The 15847-nt window shown below is 61.8% G+C and carries 14 protein-coding genes and 1 other RNA gene; 4 read left to right on the top strand and 11 right to left on the bottom strand.

The annotated features are described in order from the left end of the window. Nucleotides 1–17: 17 nt before the first annotated feature. Nucleotides 18–1316 (bottom strand): MFS transporter, encoded by a 1299-nt coding sequence (locus OLZ32_RS07035; protein WP_264420332.1) that lies wholly within the window; start codon nt 1314–1316, stop codon nt 18–20. A 173-nt stretch (nt 1317–1489) separates the two neighbouring features. Here OLZ32_RS07035 and OLZ32_RS07040 point away from each other — a divergent pair, with 173 nt between their 5' ends. After that, entirely contained in the window at nt 1490–1654 is a 165-nt protein-coding gene (locus OLZ32_RS07040; RefSeq protein WP_003542801.1) for a hypothetical protein, read from the top strand. A 45-nt stretch (nt 1655–1699) separates the two neighbouring features. Here the strand turns inward: OLZ32_RS07040 and OLZ32_RS07045 are convergent, their stop codons facing one another. The 8 genes from OLZ32_RS07045 to tkt all read right to left on the bottom strand — a co-directional run bounded on the left by OLZ32_RS07045 (nt 1700) and on the right by tkt (nt 11726). After that, nucleotides 1700–2623, bottom strand: coding sequence for a PhzF family phenazine biosynthesis protein (locus OLZ32_RS07045; protein ID WP_264420334.1), 924 nt, complete (start codon nt 2621–2623; stop codon nt 1700–1702). 157 nt (nt 2624–2780) lie between these two features. Beyond that, on the bottom strand, nt 2781–3806 hold the full coding sequence (locus OLZ32_RS07050; protein ID WP_003542799.1) for a class I fructose-bisphosphate aldolase: 1026 nt from the start codon (nt 3804–3806) through the stop codon (nt 2781–2783). A gap of 220 nt (nt 3807–4026) precedes the next feature. Next, nucleotides 4027–5229 (bottom strand): phosphoglycerate kinase, encoded by a 1203-nt coding sequence (locus OLZ32_RS07055; protein ID WP_264420335.1) that lies wholly within the window; start codon nt 5227–5229, stop codon nt 4027–4029. Between the two features lie 70 nt (nt 5230–5299). Continuing rightward, nucleotides 5300–7174, bottom strand: coding sequence for a potassium/proton antiporter (locus OLZ32_RS07060; RefSeq protein ID WP_003542797.1), 1875 nt, complete (start codon nt 7172–7174; stop codon nt 5300–5302). Nucleotides 7175–7668: 494 nt separating this feature from the next. Continuing rightward, nucleotides 7669–7848, bottom strand: a complete 180-nt coding sequence (locus OLZ32_RS07065) for a hypothetical protein (protein WP_017989358.1) — start codon at nt 7846–7848, stop codon at nt 7669–7671. 247 nt (nt 7849–8095) lie between these two features. Then, nucleotides 8096–8410 (bottom strand): hypothetical protein, encoded by a 315-nt coding sequence (locus OLZ32_RS07070; RefSeq protein WP_003552580.1) that lies wholly within the window; start codon nt 8408–8410, stop codon nt 8096–8098. Nucleotides 8411–8660: 250 nt separating this feature from the next. Beyond that, nucleotides 8661–9671: a type I glyceraldehyde-3-phosphate dehydrogenase gene (gap, locus tag OLZ32_RS07075; RefSeq protein WP_264420336.1), complete on the bottom strand. Its 1011-nt coding sequence runs from the start codon at nt 9669–9671 to the stop codon at nt 8661–8663. Between the two features lie 81 nt (nt 9672–9752). Next, nucleotides 9753–11726: a transketolase gene (gene tkt / locus OLZ32_RS07080; protein ID WP_264420337.1), complete on the bottom strand. Its 1974-nt coding sequence runs from the start codon at nt 11724–11726 to the stop codon at nt 9753–9755. Between the two features lie 333 nt (nt 11727–12059). Here tkt and OLZ32_RS07085 point away from each other — a divergent pair, with 333 nt between their 5' ends. From OLZ32_RS07085 to ssrS, 3 genes are all read left to right on the top strand, one after another. Further along, the gene (locus tag OLZ32_RS07085) at nt 12060–12335 is read left to right on the top strand and encodes a DUF4164 domain-containing protein (protein WP_012758879.1); all 276 of its coding nucleotides are present in this window, start codon (nt 12060–12062) and stop codon (nt 12333–12335) included. A 15-nt stretch (nt 12336–12350) separates the two neighbouring features. After that, the gene (locus OLZ32_RS07090) at nt 12351–12728 is read left to right on the top strand and encodes a cell division protein ZapA (RefSeq protein ID WP_011653431.1); all 378 of its coding nucleotides are present in this window, start codon (nt 12351–12353) and stop codon (nt 12726–12728) included. A 69-nt stretch (nt 12729–12797) separates the two neighbouring features. After that, nucleotides 12798–12956: non-coding RNA, 6S RNA (ssrS, locus tag OLZ32_RS07095), on the top strand. 78 nt (nt 12957–13034) lie between these two features. On the opposite strand, the gene OLZ32_RS07100 is transcribed toward ssrS, so the two are convergent. Both OLZ32_RS07100 and OLZ32_RS07105 read right to left on the bottom strand, forming a co-directional pair. Then, a complete protein-coding gene (locus OLZ32_RS07100; protein WP_264420338.1) occupies nt 13035–14522 on the bottom strand; it encodes an esterase-like activity of phytase family protein in 1488 nt (495 codons plus the stop codon). A 246-nt stretch (nt 14523–14768) separates the two neighbouring features. Further along, the gene (locus tag OLZ32_RS07105) at nt 14769–15752 is read right to left on the bottom strand and encodes an NAD-dependent epimerase/dehydratase family protein (RefSeq protein WP_264420339.1); all 984 of its coding nucleotides are present in this window, start codon (nt 15750–15752) and stop codon (nt 14769–14771) included. Nucleotides 15753–15847: the final 95 nt, after the last annotated feature.

The raw sequence follows: 15847 nt of genomic DNA on the forward strand, positions 1-15847 counted from the left end.
CGTCCTCCGTTCGCTGCCTAACCAAACTTTACAGCAGGATCGTCGCTTTCGGGAGACTTTCCGGTTTCGAGAGGTTTGCCGGCGCCGCGATCGGCAAGCGACATGCTTTGCGGTGTCAGGATCGCCGAGGTGCCGGTCGGGATCGTCGTGTAGGCGTCGCGGTCGCTGGCGGGGACCGCGGCCCGGATGCGGCTCCTGATGATGGCATAAACGGTGATCAGCACATGGGCGATGGCGGTGACCAGGAAAAGCGCGTGTGGACTGATCGCCGACATGACGGGACCGCTGAGCGTCGGGCCGATCACCGTGCCGATGCCATAGAGCAGCAGCAAGCCGCCGGAGACCTTGACGAAATCCTCCGACGCCGCGAAGTCGTTCGCGTGGGCGACGGCTATCGGATAGAGCGTATTCGCCACGGCGCCGTAAAGGACGACGAGCCCGATCAGCAAAGCGGGGGACGTCGGGTGGAGCAGGAAGATCAGCAGGCCGGCAAGGGCGGCGATCCCCGACATGGCAGCGAGCACGTAGCGCCGGTCGATGCGATCGGAAAGCCGACCGGCCGGCAGCTGCATCACCGCCCCGGCGAAGATGGTGGCGCTCATCATGACGGCGATGCTGGTGTCGGAGAGGCCGGCGCCGGCGCCGAAGACGGCGCCGAGCGTGCCGTAGGCACCGTTGGCGATGCCGACGAGCAAGATGCCGAGGCAGGAGACCGGCGAGTTGCGATAGAGCGCCGGTAGATCGAGGCGCACCGCCTTCAGCGGCTGCGGCGAAGCGGCGGTCGACAGCGTCGTCGGCAGCATGGCGATGCAATAGAAGATGCCGCAGATCATGAAGAGAACCGGCGTGCGCACATCCTCGAGCGGGATCATCATCTGGCCGCCGACGACGCCGATGAGTGTGATGCCGATATAAAGCGAGAAGATCATGCCGCGGCTCTCGTTGCTGGCACGCTCGTTCAGCCAGCTTTCAATGATCATCGACGTGCCGGCGGTGGAGAAGCCGGTGACGGCGCGCAGGACCACCCACCAGACCGGATCGATGATGATACCGCTGACCAGCGCGATGATGGCGATGATCGAGATGAAGCCCGAAAAGGCACGCACATGGCCGACGCGGCGCACAATCTTCGGCGCAATCAGGCAGCCGATGACGAAGCCCCCCGCCCACGAAGTGCCGAGCAGGCCGAGCGTCGTCGTTGCGTAGCCTTCGAGATTGCCGCGCACGGGGAGCAGGATGCCCTGCAGGCCGTTGCCCATGAAAAGGAAGAGCGTGCCAAAGAGCAGCGCGGCGACGGACAGCAGATTTCTCTTCATTTCCCCAGACTCGGTCTTAGCGATTTGCAATGGACATAAGGCAAGACCTGCCTCAGCCCAGCCTCAAGATGATTGATTGTGCCCCGGAATATCTTTACGGCGTGTCGAGATCCTCTTGTTCGCGCGGAAAAATGTCCGTCCTGTGACATTCCGAAAAACGGAAAAAATAAAGCATGACAAAGCTGATAGCCTTGCTGCTCATCCTTGCCATGGCGATACAGGTGATCAAGCCGCTCGGGCTTCCCGGCCTCAGGCGGCGAATGGATTTCTGGAAGCTCGCGCTGATTGCTTTCGCCGTCTGGGCAGTGGCTCTGCTTTCGCGCGATTTCCTGATGTAGCCCCGGACTACGTCTAACGCAGGGGCACGGTCCGAGCTGCGACCGTCAGTTTTGCAAGCTAATTTCGCCGCGCATGACGGAAACACAGCCTCCCGAGATGACGACATCGGTGACGATGCCGCCCGATTTCACGACATCAAGAGTGATGACGCTGCGGCGGCCCATTTCGACGCCCTGTTCAATGGTGATGCGGACGTTCATATCGGCCTCCGGCGCAAGCGAGACGAGATAGGCGCCAAGCGCGGCTGAAGCGCTGCCCGTTGCCGGATCTTCGGGCACATTGTCGAGGGGCGCGAACATGCGGGCGCGAATATTCCATGGATTTTCGGCTGTCCTCACATAGAGGAAGAGCGAGAAGTCGTGGCCGCTGGTCGTCTGGCGGCCGGCAGCTGCCTGGAACCCGGCAAGATTCGGGCGGGCGGCGGCCAGCGCTTCGAGCCCGTTCACTTCTGCGACGGCGAAGTTCAGCCCGACGGAGGCGAAGACCGGGGCATGACTGGTGTCGACGATGACGCCGGGGTCGAGCGAGACGCAGCCGGCTATGGTTTGCGCGGCAATGGTGTCGCCGATCGTCAGCGGCTGCGGCGCGCGGATGGCGGCAGCAGCAACCTTTGCGCCGCTGCGTTTCAGGCTGACTTCGACGATGCCGGCCTTTTCCTCGAAACGCAGCGTATCGCCGACCGGCTTGCCGAAGATCTCCGCCTGCTGGCCGAGCACATAGGCGGTGCCGACGTTCGGATGGCCGGCAAAGGGTATTTCCATCGTTGGGGTGAAGATGCGCACGCGGGCGGAATTTTGCGAGTCTTCCGGCGGCAGGACGAAGGTGACTTCGGAATAATTGAACTCGGTGGCGATCTTTTGCATCGCCGCATCGCTCAGACCGCGCGCGTCGGAGATGACGGCAAGCGGATTGCCCTCGAAGCGGGTGGAGGTGAAGACATCGACGGTGACGTAGGAGAAGGTGTTCATGGCGGCTCCTGTTGTGACAGGGCGCTATGAGTAATCACGGTTTTCGAGGGAACGAAGTGGTTTCTTGTCGCCGTGACAATGAGAGGTAAGAGAGAGGGAATGGCAGGGGCGGCTACGCTACGTTTGCCGCCCCTGCCCAAGTCCTAAGCGTTAATAATCAGGCGGCCTTTTCCAGGTCCTTCTTCCAGTTGCCCTTGGCGGCAAGGCTGTTCATCTCGGCGCGGTGGGTGAATTCGCGCTGGCCGGCAGCGACGTTTTCCTGCTTGCCGTTCCAGGCCCTGAGCGCGCTGTCCTGCAGCGCGCGGCCGTAGGAGAAGGTGACGAACCAGGGCAGGTCGCCGCTGGCATTGATCGCCGAAAGATGGGCTGTCGCTTCTTCGGTCGTCTGGCCGCCGGAAAGGAAGGCGATGCCGGGAACAGCTGGCGGAACGGTCGCCTTCAGCACCTTGACGGTGCGCTCGGCAACTTCCGCGACCGAGGCCTTGCGGGCGTTCTTGCCGTCGATCACCATGTTCGGCTTGAGGATCATGCCTTCGAGGTTGACGCGGGCATCGGCGAGTTCCTCGAAAACGATGCGCAGCGTGGACTCGGTCACTTCGGCGCAGCGGTCGATATTGTGGTCGCCCGGTTTGCCATCCATCAAGCATTCCGGCTCGACGATCGGAACGATCCCGGCTTCCTGGCAAAGTGCGGCATAACGAGCAAGCGCCTGAGCGTTGGCGCGGACGGAACCGCGGGTCGGCAAGGTCGATGAGATGGCGATGACGCCGCGCCACTTGGCGAAGCGGGCGCCGGCTTCATAATATCTGGCGAGGCGCTCGCCGAGGCCGTCGAGGCCTTCGGTGATGGTTTCAGCGGGATATTTGGCCATCGGCTTGGCGCCGGTATCAACCTTGATGCCGGGGATGGCGCCGGCTGCGCGGATGATATCGACGAAGGGTGTGCCGTCCGCGGCCTTCTGGAACAACGTCTCTTCGAAGAGGATGACGCCGGAGATATACTTCTTCATCGCCTCGTCGGAGCGGAAGAGCATCTCGCGGTAGTCCCGCCGGCTCGTTTCGGTCGAGTCGAGGTTGATCGTGTCGAAACGCTTCTTGATGGTGGAGGTCGATTCATCGGCGGCGAGCAGCCCCCGGCCGCCCGTAACCATCTGCACTGCAATGTCTTCCAGTCGTTCGCTCATTTCGTTCTCTCCACAACAATAAACATCGGCACTTGAGGTATATAGAACGCGGATAACAGAAGTTTATAGCGAGGAAAATGGAAGGCTAAGTCATTGAAACGATTGAATTCAATTCAATCGTTTGAAAATTTGGGATTTTTTTCATCCTCTGAGCAAAAGACCGCGGAAGCTGTTTTTCTTCCACGGTCTATCCACATGTAAAATCTGCGAAATCTTGGGACTATCTAGCAGCGTTGAGGACGGCGACGCCCGGAAGCTCCTTGCCTTCCATCCATTCGAGGAAGGCGCCGCCAGCGGTCGAGACATAGGTGAAATCGTCGGCAATGCCGGCATGGTTGAGCGCCGAGACGGTGTCGCCACCGCCGGCAACGGAGGTGAGCTTGCCGGCTACAGTGCGCCCAGCGGCGTATTTCGCGGCAGCGACCGTTGCGGCATCGAAGGGTTCGATCTCGAAGGCGCCGAGCGGGCCGTTCCAGACCAGGGTTGCCGCGCGCTCGATCCAGGCGTTGATGGCCTCGACGGATTTCGGGCCGACATCGAGCACCATGGCATCGGCAGGAATGGCGTTGATATCGATCGTCTCGTTGGCGGCACCGGCCTTGAACTCGCGGGCGATCACGCCATCCACCGGCAGGATGATGGCGCAGCCGGCGGTGGCCGCCTCGATCATGATTTGCTTGGCGGTTTGGGCGAGATCATGTTCGCAGAGCGACTTGCCGACATTGGTGCCGCGGGCGGCGATGAAGGTATTGGCCATGCCACCACCGATGACGAGCGCATCGACCTTCTTCACGAGGTTCATCAAGAGGTCGATCTTGGTGGAGACCTTGGCGCCGCCGACGATCGCGACGACAGGGCGAGCGGGATCACCGAGGCCCTTTTCCAACGCTTCCAGCTCGGCCTGCATGGTGCGGCCGGCATAGGCCGGCAGGTGGTGGGCAAGCCCCTCGGTCGAAGCATGGGCGCGGTGGGCGGCCGAAAAGGCGTCGTTGACATAGATGTCACCGTTGGCTGCAAGCGCCTTGGTGAAGTCGGAGTCGTTGTTTTCCTCGCCCTTGTGGAAGCGGGTGTTTTCCAAAAGCAGAATATCGCCGTCATTCATCGCAGCAACGGCGGAGGCGGCGGCCTCGCCAATGCAATCGGAGGCCGTCAGCACGGCATGATCAAGCACTTCCTCGACGGAAGGGGCGATCAGCGACAGCGACAGCTCCGGCGAAGGGCCATCCTTCGGCCGGCCAAAATGGGCCAGCAGGATCACCTTGGCACCCTTTTCGGACAATTCGAGGATCGTCGGCGCCACACGCTCGATGCGCGTCACATCGGTGACCTTGCCGTCTTTCACCGGGACGTTGAGGTCGACGCGGACGAGAACGCGCTTGCCGCGGATGTCGGAAAGATCGTCGAGGGTCTTGAAAGAAGGCATGGGGAGGATCCTGTCGTGGTTGGCGAAAGTTGCGCCGAACATAGCAAGGATCATTCGGGACGCAAGGCGTTCAGCGGCCGTTTTCGCGTGTGCCTTCGTCGCGTCCGGCCGGCGGTTTCGGCGTGCGTTCGGAGGTTGCGGTTTCCCGGTTCCGGCGTCCGTTCAGTCGGTCGCGGATGCGCTGGATGATGTCCTTGAGATTGAGGAAGATCGGCAGCGTAATTGCCGGTTCGACTGCTTCGAGCGACATGCCGACGGAGGTGATGTGATCGTGCTCGTCGAGATCGCGGACGATGAGGATGATCGAGCCGAGGCGGACGCGGTCGGCATAATCTGCCTTGCCGCCGAGACGCTGCCGCATCAATTCGGCGATCGTCAGGCCCTTTTCGGATTCGTTGAGCAGGCCGGGGCCATAGGCGGCGTCGAGATCGGCGGCGGGGCGGGCGGGAGAGAGCGCGAAGGCCCCGAAGAATTCGGCATCGTCGTCATCGACAGGCGCCCGGCTGGCGAAGAGCCGGTCGAGCAGGCGGGAATAGCTCGGCACGATGAAGAGGTAGACGAGATCGTGCTCGCGCAGCCGCCCGGCATATTGATAGCGCATCGACTTGCCGTCGCGGATGACGAGCGAGGGGGTCGCCCAGCGCGGAATGCGCTCGCCGCGCAGCACCGGGCTATCCTTGATGACGCGGTAGGAGAGCAGTTCGTGGTTGGCCGCGCCCGGCAGGTCGACCTCGACCTTGTCGACGGCGCCGATGCGCGGCGGAATGATCAGCCCGAGCTTCTTGGCGACGGGTTTGATCGTCCAGCCCTGGAGGAGCAGCGAGACCAGCACGATGATGAAGGCGGTATTGAAATAGATCTGGCCGTTCTCAAGCCCGCCGAGGATCGGCATGATGGCAAGCAGGATGGAGACGGCGCCGCGCAGGCCGACCCAGGCAACGAAGCCGATTTCCTGCTGCGTGTAATCGAAGGGAAGCAGCGACAGCCAGATCGCCAACGGCCGGGCGACGAAGATCAGGAAGAGGGCGAGCAGGATGGCCGGCACGATGATGACAGGGAATTGCGACGGCGTGGCGAGCAGGCCGAGCACCAGGAACATGATGATCTGCGCCAGCCAGGTCATGCCGTCCTGGAAACGCTTGATGGTGCCGATCGCCTGCATCTTGCGGTTTCCGGCGTAGATGCCGGCGACATAGACGGCGAGGAAGCCGCTGCCGCCGACCGCGCCGGTGAAGGAGAAGACGAGAAGAGCGAGCGCCAGCACGAAGATCGGCGTCAGGCCGCGATCGGTATCGAGCTTGCTGACGATCAGCACGATCATCATGCCGCCGAGCAGGCCGAGAATGACGCCGAGGCCCATCTGCTGCACGAACATGGCGAGCATGCCGATATTGATGCCAGCATAACGCTCGCCGCTCGCCAGCACCTCGACGAGGGCGATGGTGAGGAAGATCGCCATCGGGTCGTTGGTGCCGGATTCGACTTCCAGCGTCGAGCGCACCTTGTCGCGGATGTTGATGCCGCCGATGCGCAGCAGGAAGAAGACGGCGGCGGCATCCGTCGACGCGACGATCGAGCCGAGCAGCAGTCCTTCCAGCCAAGTGAAATTCAAAAGCCACATGGCGGCGAAAGCAAAGAGCGAGGCGGTGATCAGCACACCGACCGAGGCGAGCGCCAGAGAGGGCACGGCCGCCAGCCGGAAGGCCTGCATCGGCGTGCCGAAGCCGGAATCGAAGAGGATGACGGCCAGCGCGATGGAGCCGAGAATATAGGCGAGATAATTGTTGCTGAACTCGATCCCGAGGCCATCGACGCCGGCAGCAAGGCCGATCATCAGGAAGAGCAGCAGCAGGGGAGCGCCGAAGCGGAAGGCGAGCAGGCTCGAAAAAGCGGCAAGAAGCACGAGCGCCGTCGAAACCAGCACCACGATATAGAACGCTTCCATGCCCACCCCTTTCCATCGACTGCTTCGCGAACACAGCCGCCCCGGCCGGTCCGCCTCTATTCAACCCCTCCGTCACGCGCGGCGATCCGTCAGTAAACGGCAAAACGTCAGAGAAGGGTAGGCCTTGCGGCTTAACCTCGTCGTGATGCTGCTTCATGCTGCTGAACGGCTGCCGGACGGCCAACCGACACGGAATGCTACGGGAGAAATTCTCTATAAAGAATGTATAGGAAAATCAGGCGAGAGCAGGGCAAAAAAGACAGGCACGGATTTTTCCTTCCGGTATCTGCGAATGGCAACTGAATAAGACACGCTCCTCCTTTCACGCGGCTCGTTTGCCTGGTCCGACGACCGGAAGAATGGATTGCAGGCGCGGGTGCGGAGAGGGGAAAAATGAGCGCTGAGATATTTCGCTAGCGGGTAGGAAAATGCCGGCCGCCCAGCGAGAGCAGCCGGCTGTCGTTTTGTGCCGGAAGCGGCCGGCTCTTGCTCTGCTATCCCAACACTTCCTGAAGTATGACGATGGCGAGAAACGAAAGGCCAATGAACGCGGCGACCCAGATGACCAGACGATTAGCCTTTGCCAACACGGCAGGTCTGACGTCCCGCTTGGGGTGAAACCGTTGCCGCCGTTTGAGGGTGGTGTGGGACAAGCGTTTTTGTGCCTCTGCCATTTATCACCTCCACTTGGCTCATTTCAGCCATTGTGCAGCGCTGCGCATTTCCTCAATCTAGCACGCTTGGCCAGCGGATTGCCAACCCGTGATCCATCCTTGCGGCCAGGGATTTCGTCGAGATGGTTTCGCGTAGGGACGCCTATCGAATTCGAACCCGAGGCAGGCTCAACTGCACCACCATCCTGTCCTACGAACGGCGGTGCTTCTATATGACTTCAAAACAGGAAAAGATGCGGATCGGAGGTCAGTCTTCTGTATCCTCGCCCTCGTCGGTCAGATCCGCGACCGGGACCAGGAAAACGACGAACTCGTCCTCGATGGTCCGTTCGGGATCGTCGTCGAATTCATAGGCGTGCTCGACTTCGCTTGCTTCCTCGGTGGTCGCCTTGCGCAGACTCAGGGCCGCTTTGCGGTCCCAAAGAGGCTTGCCTTCGGATTCCAGGACGGTCAGATCGTCGCGAAAGTCTTCCGCCTCGAAGAAATGCGTCGCTTCCTCGTGATTTTCCGAGCGAAAACTGGCAACGGCGCGGCCGGCGATTTCAACGGTAAAGTAATCCATCCATCTCTCTCATTTTCATGCGGGCGACAGTGCTACCGCACGGTATTGGCGTTCCGCACCTGGCCGGTGGCCGATGCGGCGTGAGGCAACTGGGCATTTTGGAATGTCCAGGGTGACGTATTCTAACAGATCTCATCCGGGCAATGGGCGAAAAGATGCCAGTGCGGGAAGGCCGGTTTCGTTTGGAGGCACGGCAACAAAAAGCGGCCCGGTTTCCCGGGCCGCTTGCATGTCGATGCCTCAAGAGCGCTCAGATGAGCTTGGCGAAAGCGACTGCCGTGTCGGACATGCGGCTGGAGAAGCCCCACTCGTTGTCGTACCAGGACAGGACGCGCACGAAGTTGCCTTCCATGACCTTGGTCTGATCGGTTGCAAGGATCGAGGAGTGGCTGTCGTGGTTGAAGTCACGGGAGACGAGCGGCTCGTCGGTGTAGCCGAGGATGCCCTTCAGCTTGCCGTTGGCAGCAGCCATGATGGCTTCGTTGATTTCGCCAACGCTGGTCGCCTTCTTGGAGACGAACTTGAAGTCGACGACCGAAACGTTCGGGGTCGGAACGCGGATCGACGTGCCGTCCAGCTTGCCTTTCAGATGCGGCAGAACGAGGCCGACTGCCTTGGCTGCACCCGTCGAGGTCGGGATCATGGAAAGGGCGGCCGCGCGGGCGCGATACAGGTCCTTGTGCATCGTGTCGAGCGTCGGCTGGTCGCCGGTGTAGGAGTGGATGGTCGTCATGAAGCCGTGGTCGATGCCGACGGCGTCGTCGAGAACCTTCACGACCGGCACCAGGCAGTTGGTGGTGCAGGACGCGTTGGAGATGACCAGGTGCTCCTTGGTGAGCTGGTCATGGTTGACGCCGAAGACGACCGTCAGGTCGGCACCATCGGCAGGCGCCGAAACGATGACGCGCTTGGCGCCGGCCGTCAGGTGAGCGGCAGCCTTGTCGCGGGCGGTGAAGATGCCGGTGCATTCCATCGCGATGTCGACGCCGAGTTCGCGGTGCGGAAGCGTTGCCGGATCCTTGATCGCCGTGACCTTGATCGGCTTGCGGTTGCCGACGATGATCGAGTCACCCTCGACCTTCACCGTTGCCGGGAAGCGGCCGTGGATCGAGTCGTAGCGCAGCAGGTGGGCGTTGGTTTCAACCGGGCCGAGATCGTTGATGGCAACGACTTCGATGTCGGTGCGGCCGGATTCGACGATGGCGCGAAGGACGTTGCGGCCGATGCGGCCGAAACCGTTGATGGCAACCTTGACTGTCATGTTCATTCACTCCCGATAGAGTAGGGCCCGATAGCGAGGGCCTGGAATTGAGGAGATGGAGAGCGCCTCAAGGCGCCCTCATTAAAGCTTTGCTTCCGCGGCCGCAACGACGGCGTCGGCGGTGATGCCGAAATGCTTGTAAACTTCCTTGACCGGGCCGGAAGCGCCGAAGCTCTTCATGCCGATGAAGGTGCCCTCCGGTCCGATGAACGCATCCCAGCCTTCGCGAACGGCGGCTTCGACGGCGATCTTGACCGGCGAGTTGCCGAGGATTTCCTTGCGATAGGCTTCCGGCTGCTCGAAGAAGAGTTCCGTGCAGGGAACCGATACGACGCGGACGGTGACGCCCTTGGCTTCGAGTGCCGTGCGGGCTGCAACGGCAATTTCGACTTCCGAGCCGGAGGCGAAGATCGTCACCTTGGCGTCGGCATTGCCGGCGAGCACATAGGCGCCCTGTTCGCAAAGGTTCTTTTCGCTGTATTCGGTGCGGGCTGCGAGCAGGTTCTGACGCGTCAGAGCAAGGCCCGAGGGACGGTTGTGCGTCTTGATGGCGATCTGCCAGCATTCCGCCGTTTCCGTGGCGTCGGCCGGACGGAAGACCATCAGGTTCGGGATGGCGCGCAGACCGGCGAGCTGTTCGACCGGCTGGTGCGTCGGGCCGTCTTCGCCGACGCCGATCGAGTCATGCGTCAGGACGTGAATGACGCGGATGCCCATCAGCGAAGCAAGGCGGATCGGCGGGCGGCAATAATCCGAGAAGATCAGGAAGCCGCCGCTATAGGGGATGATGCCGCCATGCAGCGCAATGCCGTTCATGGCAGACGCCATGCCATGCTCGCGGATGCCCCAATGCATATAACGACCGGCGAAATCCGTCGGCGTGATCGAATGCATCTGGCTGGTCTTGGTGTTGTTCGACGGCGTCAGGTCGGCGGAGCCGCCGAGTGTTTCCGGCAGGAAGCCGTTGATGACCTCAAGCGCGTCTTCCGAAGCCTTGCGGGTCGCAACCGTCGGTTTGGTCTCGGCGAGCTTCTTCTTATATGCGCTGATCGCGGCGTCGAAGCCTTCCGGCAGCTCGCCTGCCATGCGGCGGGTGAACTCGGCTTTGGCCGGAGCCTTGGCGAGGCCGTCTTCCCAGGACTTGACGAGGTCGACGGAGCGGGCGCCGGCAGCACGCCAGCTGTCGAGAACGTCCGACGGGATGACGAAGGCTTCGGCTTCCCAGTTCAGCGCCTTGCGGGTGGCAGCGATTTCCTCGGCGCCGAGCGGGTTGCCGTGGACCTTGTGGGTGCCCTGCTTGTTCGGGGCGCCGAAGCCGATGATCGTCTTGCAGGCGATGAAGGTCGGGCGGTCGGACTTATGGGCAGCTTCGATCGCGGCGGCGACGGCAGCCTGATCATGACCGTCGATCTCGATCGTGTTCCAGTGAACGGCCTTGAAGCGGGCGATCTGATCGGTGGAATCCGACAGCGAGACGGCGCCGTCGATGGTGATCGAGTTGTTGTCCCAGAACAGGACGAGCTTGTTGAGCTTCAGGTGGCCGGCGAGCGCGATGGCTTCGTGGCTGATGCCTTCCATCAGGCAGCCGTCGCCGCAGATCGCATAGGTATAGTGATCCTGGAGATCGGAGCCGAACTCCTCGCGCAGCTTGCGTTCGGCAATCGCCATGCCGACGGAATTGGCAATACCCTGGCCGAGCGGACCGGTCGTCGTTTCAATGCCGGTCGCGTGACCGTATTCCGGATGGCCGGCGGTCTTCGAGCCGAGCTGACGGAACTGCTTCAGATCCTCGATCGTCATGTCAGGATAGCCGGTCAGATACAGCAGCGAATAGAGCAGCATCGAGCCATGGCCGGCCGACAGCACGAAGCGATCGCGGTTAGGCCAGTGCGGCTTCTTCGGATCGAACTTCAGATATTTGGTGAACAGGACCGTTGCCACGTCAGCCATGCCCATCGGCATGCCCGGGTGGCCGGAGTTCGCCTTTTCGACGGCGTCCATGGCGAGAAAACGGATCGCATTCGCCATCCGGTCGTGTTGTTCGGGAGAGGTCATGGCTTTTCCGCAAGTTCCGGGTGTCGGGGGATGGCCTCGAGCCTCCAAGACCATCGAGTGAAAGCGGCAGAGACATAGCAGTTGGGGCGGGCAAGTCAATAAATGGCAGGTCAAATCCGGGCGCGCAGCGGCGATTTTTGACATTTGATCGCGCGATTGTACAAATGACGAATCTGGTGTGGCGAGCCTATGTAAAACGCTCATCCACAGGATAGGCCGGTGGGCAAGTGACAGGATTTATTGACGGGCCGTCGGCGAGCTGCATATCCTTTTGAAATCGTAGGGTCGGCGCGGCGTGCCGATTCGCGGATCCTGCGCGGGAATCGGAAAGACATGATGCCCACAGGCAAAACCATGGAAGCAGCGCTCAACGAATTGAGACAGGCGATATCGAGCCTCGAAAACGCCGTCGACATGCGCGTCGAGCGGCAGCGCGAGCAGGGCGAGATCGAGGGCGAGGTGCGGCGTGTGCACGCCGATCGTTCGCGGCTCGCGCAGGAACTCGACCAGGCCGAATTCCGCGCCAACCGGCTCGAAGAGGTTAATCGCGAGGTGTCGCGGCGGCTGGTGACGGCCATGGAAACGATCCGCGCGGTTCTGGATCGCTGATAGAAAGAGTTTGGCATGGCGCAGGTGACGGTAACGATCGACGGCAAGGCCTATCGCATGGCCTGCGAGGAAGGCCAGGAGGATCACCTGACCGATCTCGCCACCCGCTTCGACCGCTATGTCGGCCATCTCAAGGATCAGTTCGGGGAAATCGGCGATCTCAGGATCACCGTCATGGCCGGCATCATGATCACGGACGAGATTGCCGAGCTGACGCGCCGCGTCGCCGGATTGGAATCCGAGCTGGAGTCGCTGCGCGGCAATCGCGATACGGTGCTTGCCGCGACCGCCCGGACCGAAGAAAATCTTGCGGCAGCGCTGAGCGAGGTGTCGAGCCGCATCCGCGGCATCACTGACAAGCTGAATGGCCGGTCCGCCCCCGAACTCAATTGATCTCAATTAAATAGGGGCCGCCTTCCGTCGCCACTGGCGCGCCGGCACAAACGACCTTATATATCGCCATGCGGTCTGCGCCTCTCGACAGGAACCACAATCCCTGGGGCCATACTCGATCCAAAGGGAGCTGTCCCTGGCCAGGCCCGTGGGCCTGGACACACGGCGCCCACCTACGTTTGTAGGCACCCAGGATCGTAAACATCCATCGGTGGTCGTGGATCGCACCCTTCCTTCCATTTTCAGCGAAGACGCCGGATGGCGGGCGAACGTGGGTTACCCGTTCGCCCTTCTTCAGCGCGTCCGTTACTTCTTCAGACCTGGAAGGGTGACCTGGAAGACCTGGAGCATGGTGTCGACGTCGGGACCGCCGTCCGCCTTGTAGGCGGCGCCCACCTGGAATCCATCCTGCGTCAAGAAGTCGTTGTCATTGGCGACGAACAGGAAGTAGTCGTCCGGCAGGTTCGGGTCGAGAACGCTCGCCAGACCCATGGCTTCCCATTTTTCCGACAGATTGTTCTTGTCGTTCGGCGCGCCGTTGTGCAGGCCGAAGCGGGCGAGGTCGGCCTTGTCGTTGAGGTCGATGAAGGGTGTCAGCGTCGCCGGCGTCAGCGAGGGATCGACGACGCCCTTCGGTGCGATCGGCTTGCCGTCATCGAAATCGCTGCCGGCGATGTCGGTCGCGGCGGAAATGTCGACGATGTCGACCTTGCGGTAGAGCGAGGTGTCGCCTTTCAGGCCCTGGCCGTTGCCGCTGTCACGGGCGAGCATCAGGAAAGTCTTGTCGGAAAGAGCGACGATTTCGCTCTCAGCGGCGATCGTCGTCTTGTCCTTGGCGTCCTTGAAGACCGGCAGCGGCACGACATATTCGTGCACCAGTTTCAGGTGATCGGGATCGGCGGCGTCATAGATCATGGCGCGGGTATTCTGGCGGGTCGAGCCGGAATCGCCGCCGTCCTGGCGGGCAGCCGATTGCAGCACAGCGATGATGAACTTACCATCAGGCGTCATCGCCATGCCTTCGAGACCCTGGTTGTTCTGGCGGCCGGTCTCCGGATCTTTCGGGTCCGGAGCGGAGGCGCCGGGACCGGGATTGTTGGAGGCAAAGCTCAACGCGCCCTTGCGCATCGGCAAAAGCGCCTTCGGCGGCTGGGTGGCAGAGAGCAGGTGGCCGTCAGCGGAGAAGTGATAGATATAAGGACCATATTCGTCGCTGACGAACATGGTGCCGTCGGCCATGCGGATGATGGCTTCATTGTCGAGCGCGATCTTGCCGTTCGTCGCCTGCGGCAGCGCGGGAAAACTACCGGCAGCAGGGCGGACGCCGGATTCCGGGTCGAGACCGGTCATGTCGCCGCCCTTGTCGTCGACGAAGAGTGTGGAATCGACGAGCTTTGCGTCGACGCCCGACTGTTCCTTGCCGGCCTCGGGTGCAGCACCCGGAGCGGTCGGCGTCAGGCCGATCGAGATGGTGTTCAGGCGTGGCCGGTAATCAACGGTGCCGAGGGCGTTGTAACCGCGGTCGGGCAACAGGTAGAGCGTGCCCCTGTAGCCGGCGCCGTCGCGGCTCCAGGCGGCGGGATCGATCGCCATGCCCGAGCCGGAACCGAAGGTCTCGCCGAGTTTGTCACGCTGGTTGGCCGGAATGCGGCCGATGCCCACCAGGCCCTTGTTGACGAAGGTGAGGCCGCCGACGGTGGCGGAATTCTCGGCCATTGCGACAACTGGCACGGCGGCGGATGCCGCGAGAACCGCGGCGAATAGCCGCGCTGTGTAAAGTCTGACATTCTTCATGGAAATACCCTCTCGGTCAAAAGCGCTCTCGAAACGGCTTCCGCCCGCAGGCTGGACACCGCTTCAAATGACACCCCGGCCTGGATTCGATATCCCGATGGCGCAACACGCCCTGGATTTCGTCGCCCCATATCCCCGGCAGACGGTCTATGACGGGATCGTGATATCTGGATGACACTTCTCAGCGAAAGCGTCATGCTGGAGATGAAGTCGGGCTTTCGCGTGTCCGCATTCCAGCTCGCTGCTCTATCCGACCGGGTAAGGCCCTTCGGCGAAGACCTCATCGTGGTAGCCCTTGGAGCCGACATTCAGCGCCAAAGGGCTTCGCCATTCCCTGTTGTCGCGCAGGCAATCGAGCACGAAACGGAAATCATATCGCGGCTGCCAGCCGAGTTCCCGCCTTGCGCGTTCGTTGACATAGACACGGTCGAGCGAAGGAAACATCTTCCAGCTGCGGGATGCGTAAAGGGCGCCTGCACCCGGGAACAGTCGTTCGACGACGTGAGGCGCGTCGCGCCGGATTGCGGCAAGATCGCTCGCCGAAAACGGCGTCGTGGCGGAGATGATGTAGCGGCCAAAGCCGATTGCCGGCGCCTTTTCGAGCGCCAGCAGATGGGCGCCGACCACGTCGCTGATATCGACGCGGCGGTGAAGAAGCTCGTTGGCCTGGGCGTTCTCTGCCGAATAGCCGTTGCGAATGTCAGGATCGTCGTCATTGTCGGGAAAGAAACGCGACGTCCTGAGAATGGCGACCGGCAGGCCGGACTTGCGGGCGAAGAGTTCGCACAGACCTTCGGCGGCGAGTTTCGTCACGCCGTAGATGTTTTTCGCGACGGGAAGCACGTCCTCGGTCACCCATGCCGCCGGTTCGCCGGCAGCCGGCGTCAATGCCGCACCGAAGGTGCTGGTGGTGCTGGTGAAGACGAAGCTTGCAACGTTGGCAGTGACCGCCTCTTCGAGCAGGTTGAGGGTGCCGGCGACATTGGTGTCGAGGAAATCGTAATTGTCGTGGGTTGCCACATGCGGTTTGTGCAGCGTCGCGGCATGGATGACGTGGCTGATGCCTGACATCGCCTGCCGGACGAAGGCGCGATCACCGATCGAGCCGACCATGTCGGTAAAAGCCGAGGGCTTGATATCGATGCCGCGCACCCAGCGGCTTTCCGCCCTCAAGGTCCGCATCAGCGCCTCGCCGAGATGGCCGGCACTTCCCGTCACCAGTATCGTCATCACATCGTCTCCTGACCGTTCGGCGGCGGACGCTATAAAGACTAAGGTTTTCAGACAACGCATAAATTATGCATGGGCGTGCAGGAAAGCTTGAG

It is taken from the genome of Rhizobium acaciae (assembly GCF_025941625.1).
Classification (GTDB): domain Bacteria; phylum Pseudomonadota; class Alphaproteobacteria; order Rhizobiales; family Rhizobiaceae; genus Rhizobium; species Rhizobium acaciae.